This is a genomic window from Pseudomonas sp. NIBRBAC000502773 (genome assembly GCF_006517195.1).
GTDB lineage: Bacteria > Pseudomonadota > Gammaproteobacteria > Pseudomonadales > Pseudomonadaceae > Aquipseudomonas > Aquipseudomonas marginalis.
The window spans coordinates 1,275,427-1,289,589 of the sequence record NZ_CP041189.1 but is presented as its reverse complement, the minus strand read 5'-3'; the positions used below and the strand labels follow the sequence as shown (position 1 = coordinate 1,289,589).

Annotated in this window: 15 protein-coding genes; 9 read left to right on the top strand and 6 right to left on the bottom strand. The window is 58.9% G+C overall.

Going from position 1 to position 14,163, the window contains the following annotated elements:
- Positions 1-17: 17 nt before the first annotated feature.
- Entirely contained in the window at positions 18-362 is a 345-nt protein-coding gene (locus NIBR502773_RS05860) for a DUF6124 family protein (RefSeq protein ID WP_141155620.1), read from the bottom strand.
- Positions 363-805: 443 nt separating this feature from the next.
- The gene (locus NIBR502773_RS05850) at positions 806-1,741 is read right to left on the bottom strand and encodes an alpha/beta fold hydrolase (RefSeq protein ID WP_141155619.1); all 936 of its coding nucleotides are present in this window, start codon (positions 1,739-1,741) and stop codon (positions 806-808) included.
- Between the two features lie 96 nt (positions 1,742-1,837).
- Between NIBR502773_RS05850 and NIBR502773_RS05845 the strand changes: the two genes are divergently transcribed.
- From NIBR502773_RS05845 to NIBR502773_RS05830, 4 genes are all read left to right on the top strand, one after another.
- Positions 1,838-2,419 carry an ABATE domain-containing protein gene (locus NIBR502773_RS05845; RefSeq protein WP_141155618.1) on the top strand — a complete coding sequence of 194 codons (582 nt, stop codon included), beginning with the start codon at positions 1,838-1,840 and terminating at the stop codon, positions 2,417-2,419.
- 94 nt (positions 2,420-2,513) lie between these two features.
- Complete coding sequence (gene msrA, locus NIBR502773_RS05840) at positions 2,514-3,020, top strand: peptide-methionine (S)-S-oxide reductase MsrA (protein ID WP_027604018.1); 507 nt, start codon at positions 2,514-2,516, stop codon at positions 3,018-3,020.
- Positions 3,021-3,157: 137 nt separating this feature from the next.
- Positions 3,158-3,637, top strand: a complete 480-nt coding sequence (locus tag NIBR502773_RS05835) for a hypothetical protein (protein ID WP_141155617.1) — start codon at positions 3,158-3,160, stop codon at positions 3,635-3,637.
- Positions 3,638-3,649: 12 nt separating this feature from the next.
- Positions 3,650-3,901: a hypothetical protein gene (locus NIBR502773_RS05830; protein WP_141155616.1), complete on the top strand. Its 252-nt coding sequence runs from the start codon at positions 3,650-3,652 to the stop codon at positions 3,899-3,901.
- Positions 3,902-3,958: 57 nt separating this feature from the next.
- Here the strand turns inward: NIBR502773_RS05830 and csx15 are convergent, their stop codons facing one another.
- Positions 3,959-4,378 (bottom strand): CRISPR-associated protein Csx15, encoded by a 420-nt coding sequence (gene csx15 / locus NIBR502773_RS05825; RefSeq protein ID WP_141155615.1) that lies wholly within the window; start codon positions 4,376-4,378, stop codon positions 3,959-3,961.
- Positions 4,375-5,901, bottom strand: a complete 1,527-nt coding sequence (locus tag NIBR502773_RS05820) for a triacylglycerol lipase (protein WP_141155614.1) — start codon at positions 5,899-5,901, stop codon at positions 4,375-4,377. Before NIBR502773_RS05820 ends, csx15 begins: the two co-directional genes overlap by 4 nt.
- A gap of 479 nt (positions 5,902-6,380) precedes the next feature.
- On the opposite strand from NIBR502773_RS05820, the gene NIBR502773_RS05815 reads away from it, so the two are divergent.
- Positions 6,381-6,683 carry a type II toxin-antitoxin system RelE/ParE family toxin gene (locus tag NIBR502773_RS05815; protein ID WP_115486878.1) on the top strand — a complete coding sequence of 101 codons (303 nt, stop codon included), beginning with the start codon at positions 6,381-6,383 and terminating at the stop codon, positions 6,681-6,683.
- A 1-nt stretch (position 6,684) separates the two neighbouring features.
- Positions 6,685-7,074: an addiction module antidote protein gene (locus tag NIBR502773_RS05810; protein WP_141155613.1), complete on the top strand. Its 390-nt coding sequence runs from the start codon at positions 6,685-6,687 to the stop codon at positions 7,072-7,074.
- A 187-nt stretch (positions 7,075-7,261) separates the two neighbouring features.
- On the opposite strand, the gene gudD is transcribed toward NIBR502773_RS05810, so the two are convergent.
- Entirely contained in the window at positions 7,262-8,587 is a 1,326-nt protein-coding gene (gene gudD / locus NIBR502773_RS05805; protein WP_141155612.1) for a glucarate dehydratase, read from the bottom strand.
- 19 nt (positions 8,588-8,606) lie between these two features.
- Complete coding sequence (locus NIBR502773_RS05800; protein WP_115486879.1) at positions 8,607-9,968, bottom strand: MFS transporter; 1,362 nt, start codon at positions 9,966-9,968, stop codon at positions 8,607-8,609.
- Between the two features lie 338 nt (positions 9,969-10,306).
- Between NIBR502773_RS05800 and NIBR502773_RS05795 the strand changes: the two genes are divergently transcribed.
- From NIBR502773_RS05795 to NIBR502773_RS05785, 3 genes are all read left to right on the top strand, one after another.
- Complete coding sequence (locus NIBR502773_RS05795; protein ID WP_115486880.1) at positions 10,307-11,017, top strand: FadR/GntR family transcriptional regulator; 711 nt, start codon at positions 10,307-10,309, stop codon at positions 11,015-11,017.
- 13 nt (positions 11,018-11,030) lie between these two features.
- Entirely contained in the window at positions 11,031-11,726 is a 696-nt protein-coding gene (locus NIBR502773_RS05790; protein WP_115486881.1) for a tRNA (adenine(22)-N(1))-methyltransferase TrmK, read from the top strand.
- A gap of 311 nt (positions 11,727-12,037) precedes the next feature.
- Entirely contained in the window at positions 12,038-14,095 is a 2,058-nt protein-coding gene (locus NIBR502773_RS05785) for a methyl-accepting chemotaxis protein (RefSeq protein WP_065940407.1), read from the top strand.
- The last annotated feature ends 68 nt before the right edge of the window (positions 14,096-14,163 follow it).

The window sequence follows — 14,163 nt, the reverse complement described above, 5'->3', positions numbered from 1 at the left end:
TATCTAGTGGGTGGAGGTTAGCTTCCCGCTCCAGCCCCCTCCCGCTCCATCAATTTATCCACCAACAAAACCCCCAATTCACTCAACTGGTAAATCGCCAACGCCACATCCCGCTGCTTCCCCGTCAACTCATCCGACAGGTCCAGCAACAACGCAGTCACCGAAGAAAAAGTCTCATAGCTATTGGCAATCAGCACTTCACTGCTGACATCGTCCGCAACGCTGAACAGCGTAGTCGAAGGTGGAGGAGGCGGCCCTGGCGGTTCGGCGCCCGCGTTGAGGTAGTGATCAATAGCACGATGCGCCGCCTGATTCAGTTTCAGGTCGGGACCGTTCGGAGGGTTAGGCGTGACTTTGTACATAACGGAATTTCCCTGTCAGGGCCGACACCGTTTCGCTACTAAACGAAAGGGTGGCAGCTGTACGCAGGTTAGTAGACCGGGGAATTCCGCAAAGCCGGCGCACCCGAAGGTGCCCTGCGCACAGCCGCCATCAAGCACAGACGGGAAGTCTGGTGGATGAAGCTTGTGCACTAAGCGAAATTCGACCACGGGCTACTAAACCCGATCACTGAGTTGTCAGCGACCGGGCCACCTTAGAGACGCTCACTCAAGCGCACAAGCCGGCGGATTCTGACGCAACTGTAGGCAATGGAGCAAGGCGCTGCGGCTTGCTGTAGGACATGTCAACAACGTAGGAGCAAGCGTGCTCGCGAAGAATCTTGGAGCGCCGCGGGAAACCAGAGTCGCGGCGTTATCGTTGACGTTTTTCGCGAGCAAGCTCGCTCCTACATACGGTGCGTTGATTACTGGAGGTTCTTGTCCAGGAACGCCCGTATAACCGCAATGATCGCCTTTCCATGGGTTTCCAGCGCAAAGTGCCCGGTGTCATAAAAACGAATATCCGCCTTGGGGATATCGCGCTTCCACGCCTCGGCGCCGGCCGGCAGGAAGAACGGGTCGTTCTTTCCCCACACTGCGAGCAGGGGTGGCTGGTACTGGCGGAAGTACGACTGGAAGGCCGGGTACATCGCGACGTTGGAGGCGTAGTCCAGCACCAGGTCGAGCTGGATGTCGGCATTGCCTGGGCGGGATATTTGCAGCCCTTCCAGCGTGTAGCCATCGGGTGACACCGAGCTTTTGTCGGCCACGCCTTCCAGGTACTGCCACTTGATCGAGGCGGGGGTTGGGAAGTCGTGCAGGGCGTCACGGTTTTGTTGGGTCGGGGCGTGCCAGTAGCGTTGGATAGGGGCCCAGCCGGCGCCCAGGCCTTCTTCGTAGGCGTTGCCGTTTTGGGAAATGATCGCGGTCACTCGCTCCGGATGGGCGACGGCCATGCGCCAGCCTACGGGGGCGCCGTAGTCATGGACCATCAGTGCGTATTTATCGAGTTTGAGCTGTTCGGTGAACTGGCCGATGGTCTTCGCCAGTTGGCTGAAGGTGTAGGCGTATTCGCCGCGCGGCGGGGCTTCGGTGAAGCCAAATGCCGGCAGGTCCGGCGCGATGACGTGGTAACGGTCGGCAAGCTCGGGCATGAGTTCGCGGAACATGAAGGATGAGGCGGCGAAGCCGTGCAGCAGCAACACGGTCGGCGCGCTGGGGTCGCCCGCCTCGCGGTAGAACACCTTTACGTCGCCGACCTGCTCGTAGCGGTAATGCACTGTGTTGTCTGCATGGGCCGCGCCGCTGATCAGCAAGGAGGCGGTGAGCCCGGCAGCGGCCATGGCGTTGGACGTAGTCATGATGTGGCTTCCTGTGTAACCGTTAAAGTTTGTGTTTGAAGGTTATGTCTGGATTTGGTAACCTGTCAAACATATTTTATTGGTTACAGGCTGCCCATGAATCCGAACAGCACTGCTTCAGGCGCACTTTTTCTGGCTGACAACCTTGCCCTCGATTTCATCAACTCCGAGTACGGGGTGAGTGATCAGCGCCATGACTGCTTCGTCGATGATCACAGCGTTATGAGCTGGCTGACCCAAGCGGGGCTGTTGCCCGAGCAGCTTGACCCGAAGGCGCCGAGTGGGCTGCTGGCCCTCGCTCGCTCGCTACGCGCGAGTTCAAGGGCGGTGGTGAATGCGGCAATGACAGGCGTTCCCGTCGATCTCGCGGTGATCAACCAGGTGCTTGAAGCGGGCCGCCCGGTGAGCAGGCTGGAATGGGCGCAGGAGCAGAAGGCATTTCGGCTTGCCACGCGTCCTCGGGACAGCAGCCCGGCCAGCCTGCTTGGGCCGGTGGCTGAGTCGCTGGTGGGCTTGGTCACGAACGATAAGTTTGAATTCGTCCGCCAGTGCGAGGCCCACGACTGTGTGCTGTTGTTCCATGACCTGAGCAAATCACACCGCCGCCGCTGGTGCAGCATGGCGACCTGCGGCAACCGGATGAAGGTCGCGGCGTTTCGTTCGAGGAATAAACCTTGAGTCGATAGGGGGGCAGTTTTTCTTTGATTGAACTTGGTATTGCCCAGCATTGCCCCATAACTACCCCTGTCTCCATTAACCGCAAGGACAGACCATGACCAACCCAACCGAAACCGCCATCCTCGCCGGCGGCTGCTTCTGGGGCATGCAGGACCTGTTGCGACGCTATCCCGGCGTGCTGCAGACGCGCGTCGGCTATACCGGTGGCGATGTGCCGAATGCCACCTACCGCAACCATGGCAACCATGCTGAAGCGATTGAGATCGTGTTCGACCCGGCGGTGATTTCCTACCGGCAGATCCTTGAGTTCTTTTTCCAGATCCATGACCCGAGCACGCCGAACCGGCAGGGCAATGATCTGGGGCCAAGCTATCGTTCGGCGATTTACTACCTGAGCGAACAGCAACGGGAGATTGCCGAAGATACTGCGGCTGACGTGGATGCCTCCAACCTGTGGCCTGGGCCTGTGGTCACGGAAATTGAGCCCGCCAGGGAGTTTTGGCAGGCGGAGCCGGAGCATCAGGATTATCTGGAGCGGATACCCAACGGCTATACCTGCCACTTCATCCGGCCGAACTGGAAGCTGCCCAAGCGGGCGTGAGCGTGAGTAGCGGCGGGGGAAAGGTCGCGACAGGGGAGGTCGGCCTGCCCCCCATTTCCTCATTTCGTTTCTTTTGCCTTGAATCCACTGCCCGCCTTCTAGAGAATCCCCGCCTTTGGCTCGAAAGGAGGCGTGCGATGAAGTTCGAAGGGGCGTTCCAATACATGGGCAATCACGGGATCGTGTTCAACGTTTCGCAGATCACCCTCACCGACAGCGAGCGCGGACGCCTGCGCGAGCTGCATTTTGGCGAGGCGAAAAGTGCCCATTACGAGGTCAACAGCAAGGTCGTCGAGGTGTACGACAAGATGTTGGCCAAGAGCCTGCCGTGCGTGATGATGATCGGCATCTCCAAGCCACTGACGCGGCAACAGGGCGACACCCTCAATGCCCAGCGCACCAGGATCGCCAACCTGGCCGCCAGTGCCTTCGCCGGCGCCACTTCTGCTGTGGCTTCCCCTTACGTGGGTGTTCCTGTTGGCGCGGGTGTGCGCATGTATGCCAATGAAATCCTGCCCACCTATCATGCCGGCGACGTACTGGTCAGCATCGAAGCGCAGGTCAACGGCGGCATCGGCCCGCAACGCAGCGCCTCGACACTGATCATCAAGACCTGACGGGAGAAGCACATGTCTGACATTACCCAGCTGGTCCTGGCCCTGGTGCTGTTTTTTCTGCTCGATCGGTTTGTTAAACCGTACCAGCTTCGCACGTGGCTGGGGGTGCTGCTGGTGGTGGCGGGGGCGGTCGGCTGCGTGGCGGCGAGCCAGGTCCGTCCATGGGGGGCTGACTTGGGGTTGCTGTCGATCTTTGCGGTGGCGTTGGGGGTGGGGTTGTTCCTGAAGCGGCGGCGTCATCGGGGTCGGCTCCCTAAAGCCTGACCCCTCTAACCCCACTAGGGTATGGTCATTGACGGAAGGCGGGAGAGCGCATTTCGATCATTGTTCAGGGGGAACGTTGGGAAGGCCGAGTGATTTCGCCCGTTGTAACCTGAAACGACGTCCCGCCAAGCGGGTTTCTTGTGCGCTGATACCCGTTTCAAATCGCGGTAGGTAAAGGCCGCTGCTACTAAGCTCCAAGTAACATATTCTCGGAAAGTGACCGAGCAAACCATGAAGGAAGCTCACCAACAGAACAGCTAGCGTCGATTGCCCAGGTGGGATGATGGTCACGGCCTTAGTGCCGTCCAAGGTGGCTGGAAGCACAGAGAGGGCACTTTGTATTTGAGCAGTGATGGGCAGGTTGAAATCAAATTCGGGCCACTGACCATCGATTACTTTTTCAAAGTGCAAGGCCAGAACCGCCTCGGCTTCAGTGCTCAGCCGATGACCTGAGAAGTTGATAATTTGACCGGTCATTGCGCTGTCTCGAACATTTGCTCTATTCCTACCTTCATCGACTCGTGAACGATAGAGTCCTGAAATTGCTGTAAGTAATAGGAGGCTCCGCCTGAGCTTTTGGTGTTGTAAATCACTGATCGATCACCAAAAACGTACATTGAGGCTGTGTTTGGAATGCTTTGGGTTTTTTTGATGACAATTGAATCTTCGATTTTTACGGAGTTGCTCAACTGTTGCTTCAGCCAGTCCACTCCAGTTTTTTGTTTGTAGGTGCGATACGATATTATTTTCAGGTCTGTGCCGTCGCTGATTTTGGATTTGAGAAGATTTATTATGCGCTCAAGTTGGGCTTTGTGTTTGGGCTGGAAGTCGTCAGGGTGGTCGAACGAATGTAGGTAGATTCTCGCGTAAGAACAATTTTCGAGTTTTTCAGCGATGTGAGTGAACCATGTGGTGCTGTCTATTTGTTGACGTGCATATTGATCGGGTGATGATGCTTGGATTTTGAGTCTTATGTACTTTGTTTCTTCATACGCATGTTTGCTGAGTGTTGTGTCAAGTTTTCCTTGTTTTACCAGATCGCCAATACTGCTTAGTAGTTTCGCTTGAGCGTCTGTTTTGTCATGGGGGGCTGGAAGTAGAAGGGATACCAAATTGTCTAGAGTTTTTCCAAACTCATAATCCAGCGCCGCCAATATGCGGTTATTAAGTGATTCAATAGCGGCAACCTTCTGTTGCGCCTCCAGTAATTCAGGTGAGGGGGCAGCGCTATGGTTCAATGAGGCTGGGTGCAGGACTTTGGTCAGGAAGTTGCACAGCGCCTTGTGCTGCGGACTATCCTTGCTTTCCGGCTTGGAGATAGTGATATGGTCGGATTCGGGGATCTTCAAGGGATCACCAAAATAGCGATTGGCACTGTAGTAGGTGACAACTTGTTTGAATCTAACCCATTTTTTCGAAGCGAGAAGTTTGTGCTCGATCAGTTCTTTGCCGAAGACTTTTATTTTTGTACGCTCTTTAACGTTGAAGAAATCACTATCAAGACTTTGAAGCCAGTGATTAGATTCAATACTTTTTAAGCTCTGTCCTTGAGAGTGTCCCACTATTTTACTCAAAGGAGCAATGTAATTAGCATAGTGTGATCCGAGGGACGGGGACGCGACGAGAAATAGGCCGATGCTTTTCCCTTCAAAATCAATTTCACTTCTGACAATGCATCTACGTGCGATAATTCCGCCCATGCTGTGGCACACAAATACTATAATTTTGTGATTCTTAAACTTCTGGCTTGTTAAGTCATCCCTGAGCAATTGTGCCGCGTCGTCAATGCTATAATCGCCACTCCAAATATCGGATGGATAGTTGAAGGCAAAAATATCAAAGCAGTCAAATTCAGATTCTTTTGATATTAGCTTTGGCCAATAGACACCTGTTTTACTCGTCCAGCCTTTTTCATTGTTCGATAGCACTCCATGTAAAAATACGATGCAGCGCTCCAATCCGTTGTCTCTGATGGGTTCCAACGTTGGTTTTGTACTCATGCTTCCCTGCTCGTGAGATTAGAATGAGGAGAATCATAAACGGCGGGGCGTATGGATGCTAGCCAAGTGCCCTACCTGAATCATCAGCCTTTCGCCACACCTACCCGCCACTGCGCCGGCGGCAAAATCCCGTGGGGGAAACGGCGGGGCCAAGTGTTCGTAACGCGAGGAGGGCGGTGCACGCCAGATATTCAAAACGGGAGTCGACATGCTATGGACCTTGCAGAAAATGGTTCAGGCGCTGGGGGCCAGTGGTCTGGAGACGTCACCCTAACTCAGGGGAGGGGAGACGTTTTTAATACGAAAAATGGCTATCGATCTGTTCGGTGGTTCTATCGATTGTCCAGGGAAATAAGCGCTCACAGAAGCGCCCGGTTGTGTATGCGGGTGCTGGACTAGGATTTTTTCTTCCGGTTCTCTGCGGAACTAAAAATCCACTGGCATCTACAAAGAGTAGCCAGTAGGCTACAAAAAATTCTGTGACCAATCTGATCGGCAGGACGCCGGAGTTCGATACATGGCTCGACGGCATGAGCGATACTTATGGAAAAACCGCTGTCCTCACACGGTTAGACCGAGCCGAGGAAAATAATTTCGGCGATTGTGCACCCGTAGGCGATGGGGTGAGTGAAATGCGTGTGTTTGTCGGGCCCGGCTACAGAATTTACTTTGTGCGTACGGGCATCACCGCTTACCTGATGCTCTGGGGCAGTGATAAAACCGACCAGAACAGAGGAATCAAACGGGCAAAAGAGATCCTTGATGCCCTGAGAGGTAGATGAAATGAGCGAATCGAAATTTAAACCAGAGGACATGCCGATCCTCGATCTTGATACCTCCGGTACCAGCGTCTATGAAGCGTCGCGCTTCCTCGATAGCCCGGAAACCATCAGCGCTTATCTGGCGCAGAGCATGAAATCTCAAGACCCGCAGGTGCTCATGAAAGCGCTTGCCGAGGTCGCCAAGGCCCAGGGCGTAAACAAGGTGGCGGAGTCTGCGGGGGTTAATCGCGAGAGCCTATATAAGACGCTGAAAGGCGGTTCTAAAACGCGCTATGAGACGATTCAGAAGTTGATGCTGGCGTTAGGCGTGGAACTGACTGTGCAGCCGATTGCGGCGGTGGCAGTCAAGAAAACTGCAAGAGTAAAACGGGCTTTGGCCGGTAAACCCTGACGCGCGGTTTAGCGAGCGACCACAACCCTTGTAAAACACCGAGGACCCATGTGGGAGGGAGCTTGCCCCCGATGGCGGAGTGTCAGTCGATACATGGCTGGCAAACACACCGCAATCGGGAGCAAGCCCCCTCTCACATTGGATTGATGGTGTTCTGGAGACCGAGCCGCCCCCGGAACCCAGCGCTTCAGCGCACCAGGCAAGGCTGCTTGTTGTTATAACGCCACCCCGGAATCAGGAACTGCATCGCCACGCTGTCATCCCGTGCGCCGAGGCCCATGCCTTTGTACAGTTCGTGGGCCTTGGCCACGGCGTCCATGTCGATGTCCACGCCCAGGCCAGGCTTGGCCGGCACTTTCACATAGCCGCCTTCGATTTTCAGCGGTTCGCGGGTCAGGCGTTGGCCGTCCTGCCAGATCCAGTGGGTGTCGATGGCGGTGATGTCGCCCGGGGCGGCGGCGGCCACTTGGGTGAACATGGCCAGGGAAATATCGAAGTGGTTGTTGGAGTGCGAGCCCCAGGTCAGGCCCCACTCATGGCACATCTGCGCCACGCGCACCGAGCCTTGCAGGGTCCAGAAGTGCGGGTCGGCCAAGGGGATGTCCACCGATTGCAGTTGGATCGCGTGGCCCATTTCGCGCCAGTCGGTGGCGATCATGTTGGTGGCGGTTTTCAGGCCCGTGGCGCGGCGGAATTCGGCCATGACTTCGCGGCCCGAGTAACCGTTTTCGGCGCCGCACGGGTCTTCGGCGTAGGCGAGCACGTGGTGCTGGTCGCGGCACAGGCGGATGGCTTCTTTCAGTGACCAGGCGCCGTTGGGGTCGAGGGTGATGCGCGCATCGGGGAAGCGTTCGGCCAGGGCGGTGACGGCTTCGATCTCTGCATCGCCGCTCAATACGCCGCCCTTGAGCTTGAAGTCGTTGAAGCCGTATTTGGCGTTGGCGGCTTCGGCCAGGTGCACCACGGCCTCGCTGGTCAGGGCGGTTTCATGGCGCAGGCGAAACCACGCGTCATCGCTGTCGGCCTCGTTGCGGTAAGCAAGGTCGGTGGCGCTGCGGTCGCCGACATAAAACAGGTAGCCGAGCATTTTCACCGCATCACGCTGCTGGCCTTCGCCGAGCAGGGCAGCCACCGGCACTTCGAGGAACTGGCCCAGCAGGTCGAGCAGGGCGGCTTCCATGGCGGTGACGGCATGGATGGTGATGCGCAGGTCAAAGGTTTGCAGGCCACGGCCTGCCGAATCCCGTGAGGCAAAGGTGCTGCGCATCTGGTTGAGGACGCGCTGGTACTGGCCGATGGGTTGGCCGATCACCAGGCTGCGCGCGTCTTCCAGGGTTTCGCGGATGCGTTCGCCGCCGGGGACTTCACCGACGCCGGTGTTGCCGCTGCTGTCCTTGAGAATCACGATGTTGCGGGTAAAAAACGGTCCGTGGGCGCCGCTGAGGTTGAGCAGCATGCTGTCGTGACCGGCCACCGGGATGACCTGGAAGTGGGTGATGACGGGAGTATTCATGGCTAATTCCTAAAGAGGCTCAGAGAGATTTGCTGATGGCAGCGCCGGTGGGCACGGCGCCCGGCGAGGTCAATGCGGCAGCGGGCGAGGTCTTGGCGAAGAACACCAGGATTGCGGCGAGCACCGAGGTGCCAGCCAGGCCGTAGAGACCGCCCTGGATCGAGCCGGTGGTCTGCTCCAGGAAGCCGAAGGTGGTCGGTGCAACGAAGCCACCCAGGTTGCCGATGGAGTTGATCAAGGCAATCACGGCTGCGGCGATGCGCACGTCCAGGTAGCCCTGTGGGATGGGCCAGAACAGCGAAGACGCCGACTTGAATCCAATGGCCGCAAAGCAGATCGCCACGAACGCGAAGATCGGCCCGCCGGTGGTGGACATGAACATGCCTGCTGCGGCAATCAACAGCGCAGCCGCCACCCAGGCCTGCTGGAACTTGAATTTGCCCGACAGCGTCGCGAAGGCGTACATGGCGATGATCGAGATCAGCCACGGGATCGAGTTGAAGAAACCCACCTGCACATCGCTCAGGTCACCCATCTTCTTGATGATGCTCGGCAGCCAGAACGTCGCCGCGTAGATCGTCAGTTGAATGCAGAAGTACAGGGCGCAGAACAGCAGGATCTGGCGGTCCCTGAGCAGCTTGCCGAGGGTCGGCTTGACGCTGGTCAGGGCTTCACGCTCGCGCTGTTCCTGGTCGATGGCGTTGACCAGCGCATCCTGTTCTTCGCGGGTCATCCATTTGGCGTCGTGGGGCTTGGAATCGAGCCAGAACCACACAAAGAAACCGATCACCACCGAGGCCAGGCCTTCGATGGCGAACATCCATTGCCAGCCGTGGAAGCCGAACCCTTCGATCTGCAGCAGCGCGCCTGACAGCGGGCCGGAGATCAGCGAGGCCACCGCCGAGCCGCTGAGGAAAATCGCAATGGCCTTGCCGCGCTCAACCCCCGGCAGCCAGCGCGTGAAGTAGTAGATCACCCCAGGGAAGAAGCCGGCTTCGGCCACGCCCAGCAGGAAGCGCAGGATGTAGAAGTGGGTTTCGTTCTGGATGAACGCCATCAGCGTGGCGACGATGCCCCAGGTGAACATGATGCGGGTCAGCCAGATTCTGGCGCCGACCTTTTGCAGCAGCATGTTGGAGGGCACTTCAAAGAGCGCGTAGCCGATGAAGAACAGCCCGGCACCGAAGCCATAGGCGGCAGCGCCGATGCCCAGGTCATGTTCCATGTGCGTGCGCACAAAGCCGATATTGACCCGGTCGATGTAGTTGAGGATGAACATGATCACGAACAGTGGGAGCACATGGCCCTTCACTTTACTCACGGCGCGCGCGAGGACCGGATCACTTTCTGGTGCGGCAGATGCATGGCTTGAATTGTTCACAATTCAAAACTCCCCCTGATTGTTTTTATGCGGGTTTGCGTGTTTTGTTGATAGACATCATACAAGTTGGTTTCTGAGGTTCGCAATGCGGTCGTGAGTGATTTGTTCTTATAAGACCGTACGGTTATCGGGTATTTTGGTTATTTGCTTAATGTTTATTGGGGTTTTTGGTGGGGTAAAGAGGGCTGGCTGTCGCGAGTTCTTCAGGGTGACGATGATGAGGTAAGGCAGGTATCAGATTAGTTGTCATACAAGTTGGCTGGCTTTTGAATCAACCCCGCCTGGTGCCCGATCGGGATGTTAAGCTCCCTCCAGCCCAACCCCGTGGACCCGCAACGATGCCCATTGATAGTGGACCTCCCGTCCGTAGACGCTCCAACAACCTGGCCCAAGGCGTGCTCGACGCCCTGACCCAGCGCATCCTGCTTGGGCAGTTGAAGCCCGGTGAAAAACTGCCGTCCGAATCCACCATCGTGCTCGAGCATGGGGTGAGCCGTACCGTGGTGCGCGAGGCCCTGTCCAAGCTGCAAGCCTCGGGGCTGGTGGAGACGCGCCATGGCATCGGCACCTTTGTACTGGCGCAACAGGCCCAGCAAGGCTTGCGCCTGCATGTGGACACCGTCGCCAGCGTGCGCAACATGCTCGAGCTGCGCCTGGGCCTGGAAGTGCAGGCGGTGGCGCTGGCCGCCGTGCGCAGGTCCGACGCGCAGCTGGCCCACATGCGCGCCGCTCTCGACGACTACCAGGCCTCGCTGGCCAACAACGACAGCTGCGTGGATGAGGACAAGCGTTTTCACCAGTTGATCGCCGAAGCCACCGGCAACACGTTCTTCACCGAGATCATGCAGCACCTGGGCAATGCGATGATTCCGCGTACCCAGGTGAAGGGTGACGAGCGCGGCGGGGCGGACTTTGCCAAGCTCGGGCAACTGGCGAACCTGGAGCATGAGGCGATCTTCAACGCGATCAAGCGCCAGGATCCGGATGCCGCAAGGGCGGCGATGGTGTTGCATCTGACCAACAGCCGGGATCGATTTTCCGGCGAATAAAAAGGAACACAGGTTGAACGAACACACCTTGTCCATGCGCCTGGAGCGTGTGGCCGCGCAGGTGCCGAGGGGCGCGCGGCTGGCCGATATCGGCTCGGACCACGCCTACCTGCCGGTGGCCTTGATGCGCCGTGGCGTGATTGAGGCGGCGGTGGCGGGCGAGGTGGCGAGCACGCCGTTCCACGCGGCGCAGCGCACCGTGCGCGACAATGGCCTGGAGCAGCACGTCACGGTGCGCCTGGCCGATGGGTTGGCGGCGATAGAGCCGGCGGACGCGATCACCGCGATCAGCGTCTGCGGCATGGGCGGCGAGACGATCCGCGACATCCTCGACAGCGGCAAGGCCCACCTCAGCGGCCGCGAACGTCTGATCCTGCAACCCAACGGCGGCGAACAGCCGTTGCGCTACTGGTTGATGAGCAATGGCTACCGCATCCTCAGTGAGGAGCTGCTGCACGAAAACCGCTTCTACTATGAAATCATCATGGCCGAGCGCGCCGAACCCGTGGTGTATAGCGCTGAGGAGCTGTACTTCGGCCCCTTGCACCTGCAGGCCCGCAGCCCGGCGTTCCTCGCCAAGTGGCAGCGCGCGTTGCGTCTGAAAAAGGCCGCCTTGGCGGGCTTTGACCAGGCTCGGCAACGGGTGCCGCAGGCGAAGGCGCAAGCCATCGCCCAGCAGGTCCAGTGGATTACCCGACTGCTGGCGTAAATAGGCCGCCGGACTCCCTTCAAGTTCTCCCCATGGGCGGCCGATAGGCTGTGGTGATTGAGGGCGTTTCAGTGCGCGCCTCGGGTGGTCGTCTCCGCAGGTGACGATGCCTGTGTCGCAACTGGGTGCTTTCGCCCCATTTTCGAGCACGCCTCGGGCCGTATTGGCGCGTCGCGTGCCCTGTTTCAGGGCTGTGCAGCAGCGGCCCGTATCTTGCTAGTGCCAACCTAATCAATGACATGGCATTTTGCCGTTAGTCATTTCAAGGCTTCGCCTGCCGTCTAACGCGTGGGTTGTTTTTGGGAGTGGACATGCACAGCCTTTTATCACCCGGTATCCGCCTGCTCGGACGTTTCGGCTTCGCACGTAAGTTCCAGATCCTGTTCTTCCTGTTCATGCTGCCCCTGGCGGGCAGCCTGTGGATGATCGGCCAGGACTATCGCGACAAATTAAGCGTGATTTCCAACGAACAGTCCGGCGTTCGCCAGCTGCTGGCCCTGGATGCGCTGGACGGCCAACTGACGGCGCAACGTAACCTGGCGGCGCGCTGGAAGGCGGCGGACATCCTGCACGCCCCGACACCGGAAGCGAAGGCGGCGATGGATAACGTCGATGCCAATTTCCCGCTGATCCTGCAAAGCCTGCAAGCCCTCGGCGAGGCGTTGAAAACCCAGAACGCCAGCGCTGATGTCCTGGCCCGCTTCGAAGCGTTGCAGGGCACCGTCAAGGGCATGGATTCGTCATCGCTGCGCACCGTCGGGTGGTGGCCGGACGGCTACGACCGCTTCACCACCGCGCTTACGGCGATGCAGGCGCTGCGCGAACAGATCGCCCTGGACGCCGGGCTGATCCTCGACCCGTGGCTGGAAACCTACATGCTCATGCAGATGGGCACCCAGCACGCGCCCGACCTGATCGAGCGCATCGGTCGCATGGCCAGCGTGGGGCAGTCGTCCATTTCTTCGGGGCAATTCACCTTGCAGAGCCGTTTGCAGATGCGCGACTTGCGCAGCCGCATCGGCGATGCGCGCGACCAGTTGACCAAGGCCGCCTCTTCGCTCAAGGCCAAGCAGTTCGCGGGCATGGAACCCTGGACCGGACAGTACGACAACAGCCTGCAAGTGCTGGATAACGAACTCAAGGTGCTCGACGACGGCGTGTTTGGCGGCACCATCAAGCTCGACACCGCCGCCTTCGACCGCAGTGTCGACGCCATGCTCGGCAGCCTCGGCGCGCTGCGCAAGCAGTCGTTGACCTCTCTGGACGCGCGCCTGAGCTATTACCACGACCGTTCACTCAAGCAATTCATCCCGATGGCGGCGACATTCAGCCTGTTGGCCCTGGCGGCGCTGTACCTGTTCATGTGCCTGCAAGCCTCCATCCGTCGCAGCGCCAGTGGCATTACCACGCTGGCCGAGTCCCTGCGCGACGGCAACCTGTGCGTGGAAGTGGCGGTGGAAGGGCGCGACGAACTCGCTGCGATCAGCACCGCGCTGAACGTCGCGGTGGTGCAATTGCGCACCAGCCTGCTCGGCGTCAATCACGAAACCCAGCAGCTCGGCTCGGCGGTGCTTACCCTGAACTCGCAATCGGGCAGCACCCTCAGCGAAGTCGAAGACCAGCAGCACCAGATCAGCCAGATCGCCGCCGCTGCCACGCAGTTGGCCGCCACGTCCATGGGCGTCGCGCGCAGCTGCGAACAGGCCTCGGGCAGTGCCCAGCAGACCCGGCGCATCGCCGAAGACAGCAGCCGCGACAGCCAGCGCACCACCGCCAGCATCCAGCAGCTCAACCAGCGCCTGACCGACACCTCGGACGCCTTGCAGCAGGTCAGCCAGCAAGGCCAGCAGATTCAATCGGTGGTCGACACCATTCGCGGCATCGCCGAGCAGACCAACCTGCTGGCGCTGAACGCAGCCATCGAAGCCGCACGCGCAGGCGAGCAGGGCCGGGGCTTTGCGGTGGTCGCCGATGAAGTGCGCAGCCTGTCGCAACGCACTCAGGCGTCGACAGCGCAGATCGCCGGCACCGTCGACAGCCTGCGCGCCACCGTGAGCCAGGCGGTGACGCTGATGGGCGCCGCGTGCGAGCAGGCCTTGACCGATGCCGAGTCCGTCACCGGCCTGGGCACGCGCCTGGGCGAGATTGCCGGCGCGGTGCAGAACGTCACCGACACCCTGGCGCAAATCGCCACGGCGGTGGAGGAGCAGGCAGCGACGGCGGATGAAGTGAGCGGCAATATCCAGCAAGTCGACCAGGCCGCCGGGCGCCTGCTGGACGGCGCCCGCGCGGTAAACCGTGCGGCGGACACCTTGAGCAAGGGCAGCCAGGCGTTGAGTGATAACACCGCACGGTTTCGCCTGAGCTGAGGCCTGTACACCCTCAAGATCCAACCCTGTGGGGGTGTAGAACCGTAGACATCGTTTACATCTGAAAC

Excerpts from the sequence above, each read along its gene's own strand:
- NIBR502773_RS05830 (WP_141155616.1), top strand. The coding sequence starts at position 3,650 with ATGTCTGACATTACCCAGCTGGTCCTGGCCCTGGTGCTGTTTTTTCTG.
- NIBR502773_RS05850 (WP_141155619.1), bottom strand. The coding sequence starts at position 1,741 with ATGACTACGTCCAACGCCATGGCCGCTGCCGGGCTCACCGCCTCCTTG.
- csx15 (WP_141155615.1), bottom strand. The coding sequence starts at position 4,378 with ATGACCGGTCAAATTATCAACTTCTCAGGTCATCGGCTGAGCACTGAA.
- NIBR502773_RS05795 (WP_115486880.1), top strand. The coding sequence starts at position 10,307 with ATGCCCATTGATAGTGGACCTCCCGTCCGTAGACGCTCCAACAACCTG.
- NIBR502773_RS05810 (WP_141155613.1), top strand. The coding sequence starts at position 6,685 with ATGAGCGAATCGAAATTTAAACCAGAGGACATGCCGATCCTCGATCTT.
- NIBR502773_RS05785 (WP_065940407.1), top strand. The coding sequence starts at position 12,038 with ATGCACAGCCTTTTATCACCCGGTATCCGCCTGCTCGGACGTTTCGGC.
- NIBR502773_RS05860 (WP_141155620.1), bottom strand. The coding sequence starts at position 362 with ATGTACAAAGTCACGCCTAACCCTCCGAACGGTCCCGACCTGAAACTG.
- NIBR502773_RS05820 (WP_141155614.1), bottom strand. The coding sequence starts at position 5,901 with ATGAGTACAAAACCAACGTTGGAACCCATCAGAGACAACGGATTGGAG.
- NIBR502773_RS05835 (WP_141155617.1), top strand. The coding sequence starts at position 3,158 with ATGAAGTTCGAAGGGGCGTTCCAATACATGGGCAATCACGGGATCGTG.
- msrA (WP_027604018.1), top strand. The coding sequence starts at position 2,514 with ATGACCAACCCAACCGAAACCGCCATCCTCGCCGGCGGCTGCTTCTGG.
- gudD (WP_141155612.1), bottom strand. The coding sequence starts at position 8,587 with ATGAATACTCCCGTCATCACCCACTTCCAGGTCATCCCGGTGGCCGGT.
- NIBR502773_RS05845 (WP_141155618.1), top strand. The coding sequence starts at position 1,838 with ATGAATCCGAACAGCACTGCTTCAGGCGCACTTTTTCTGGCTGACAAC.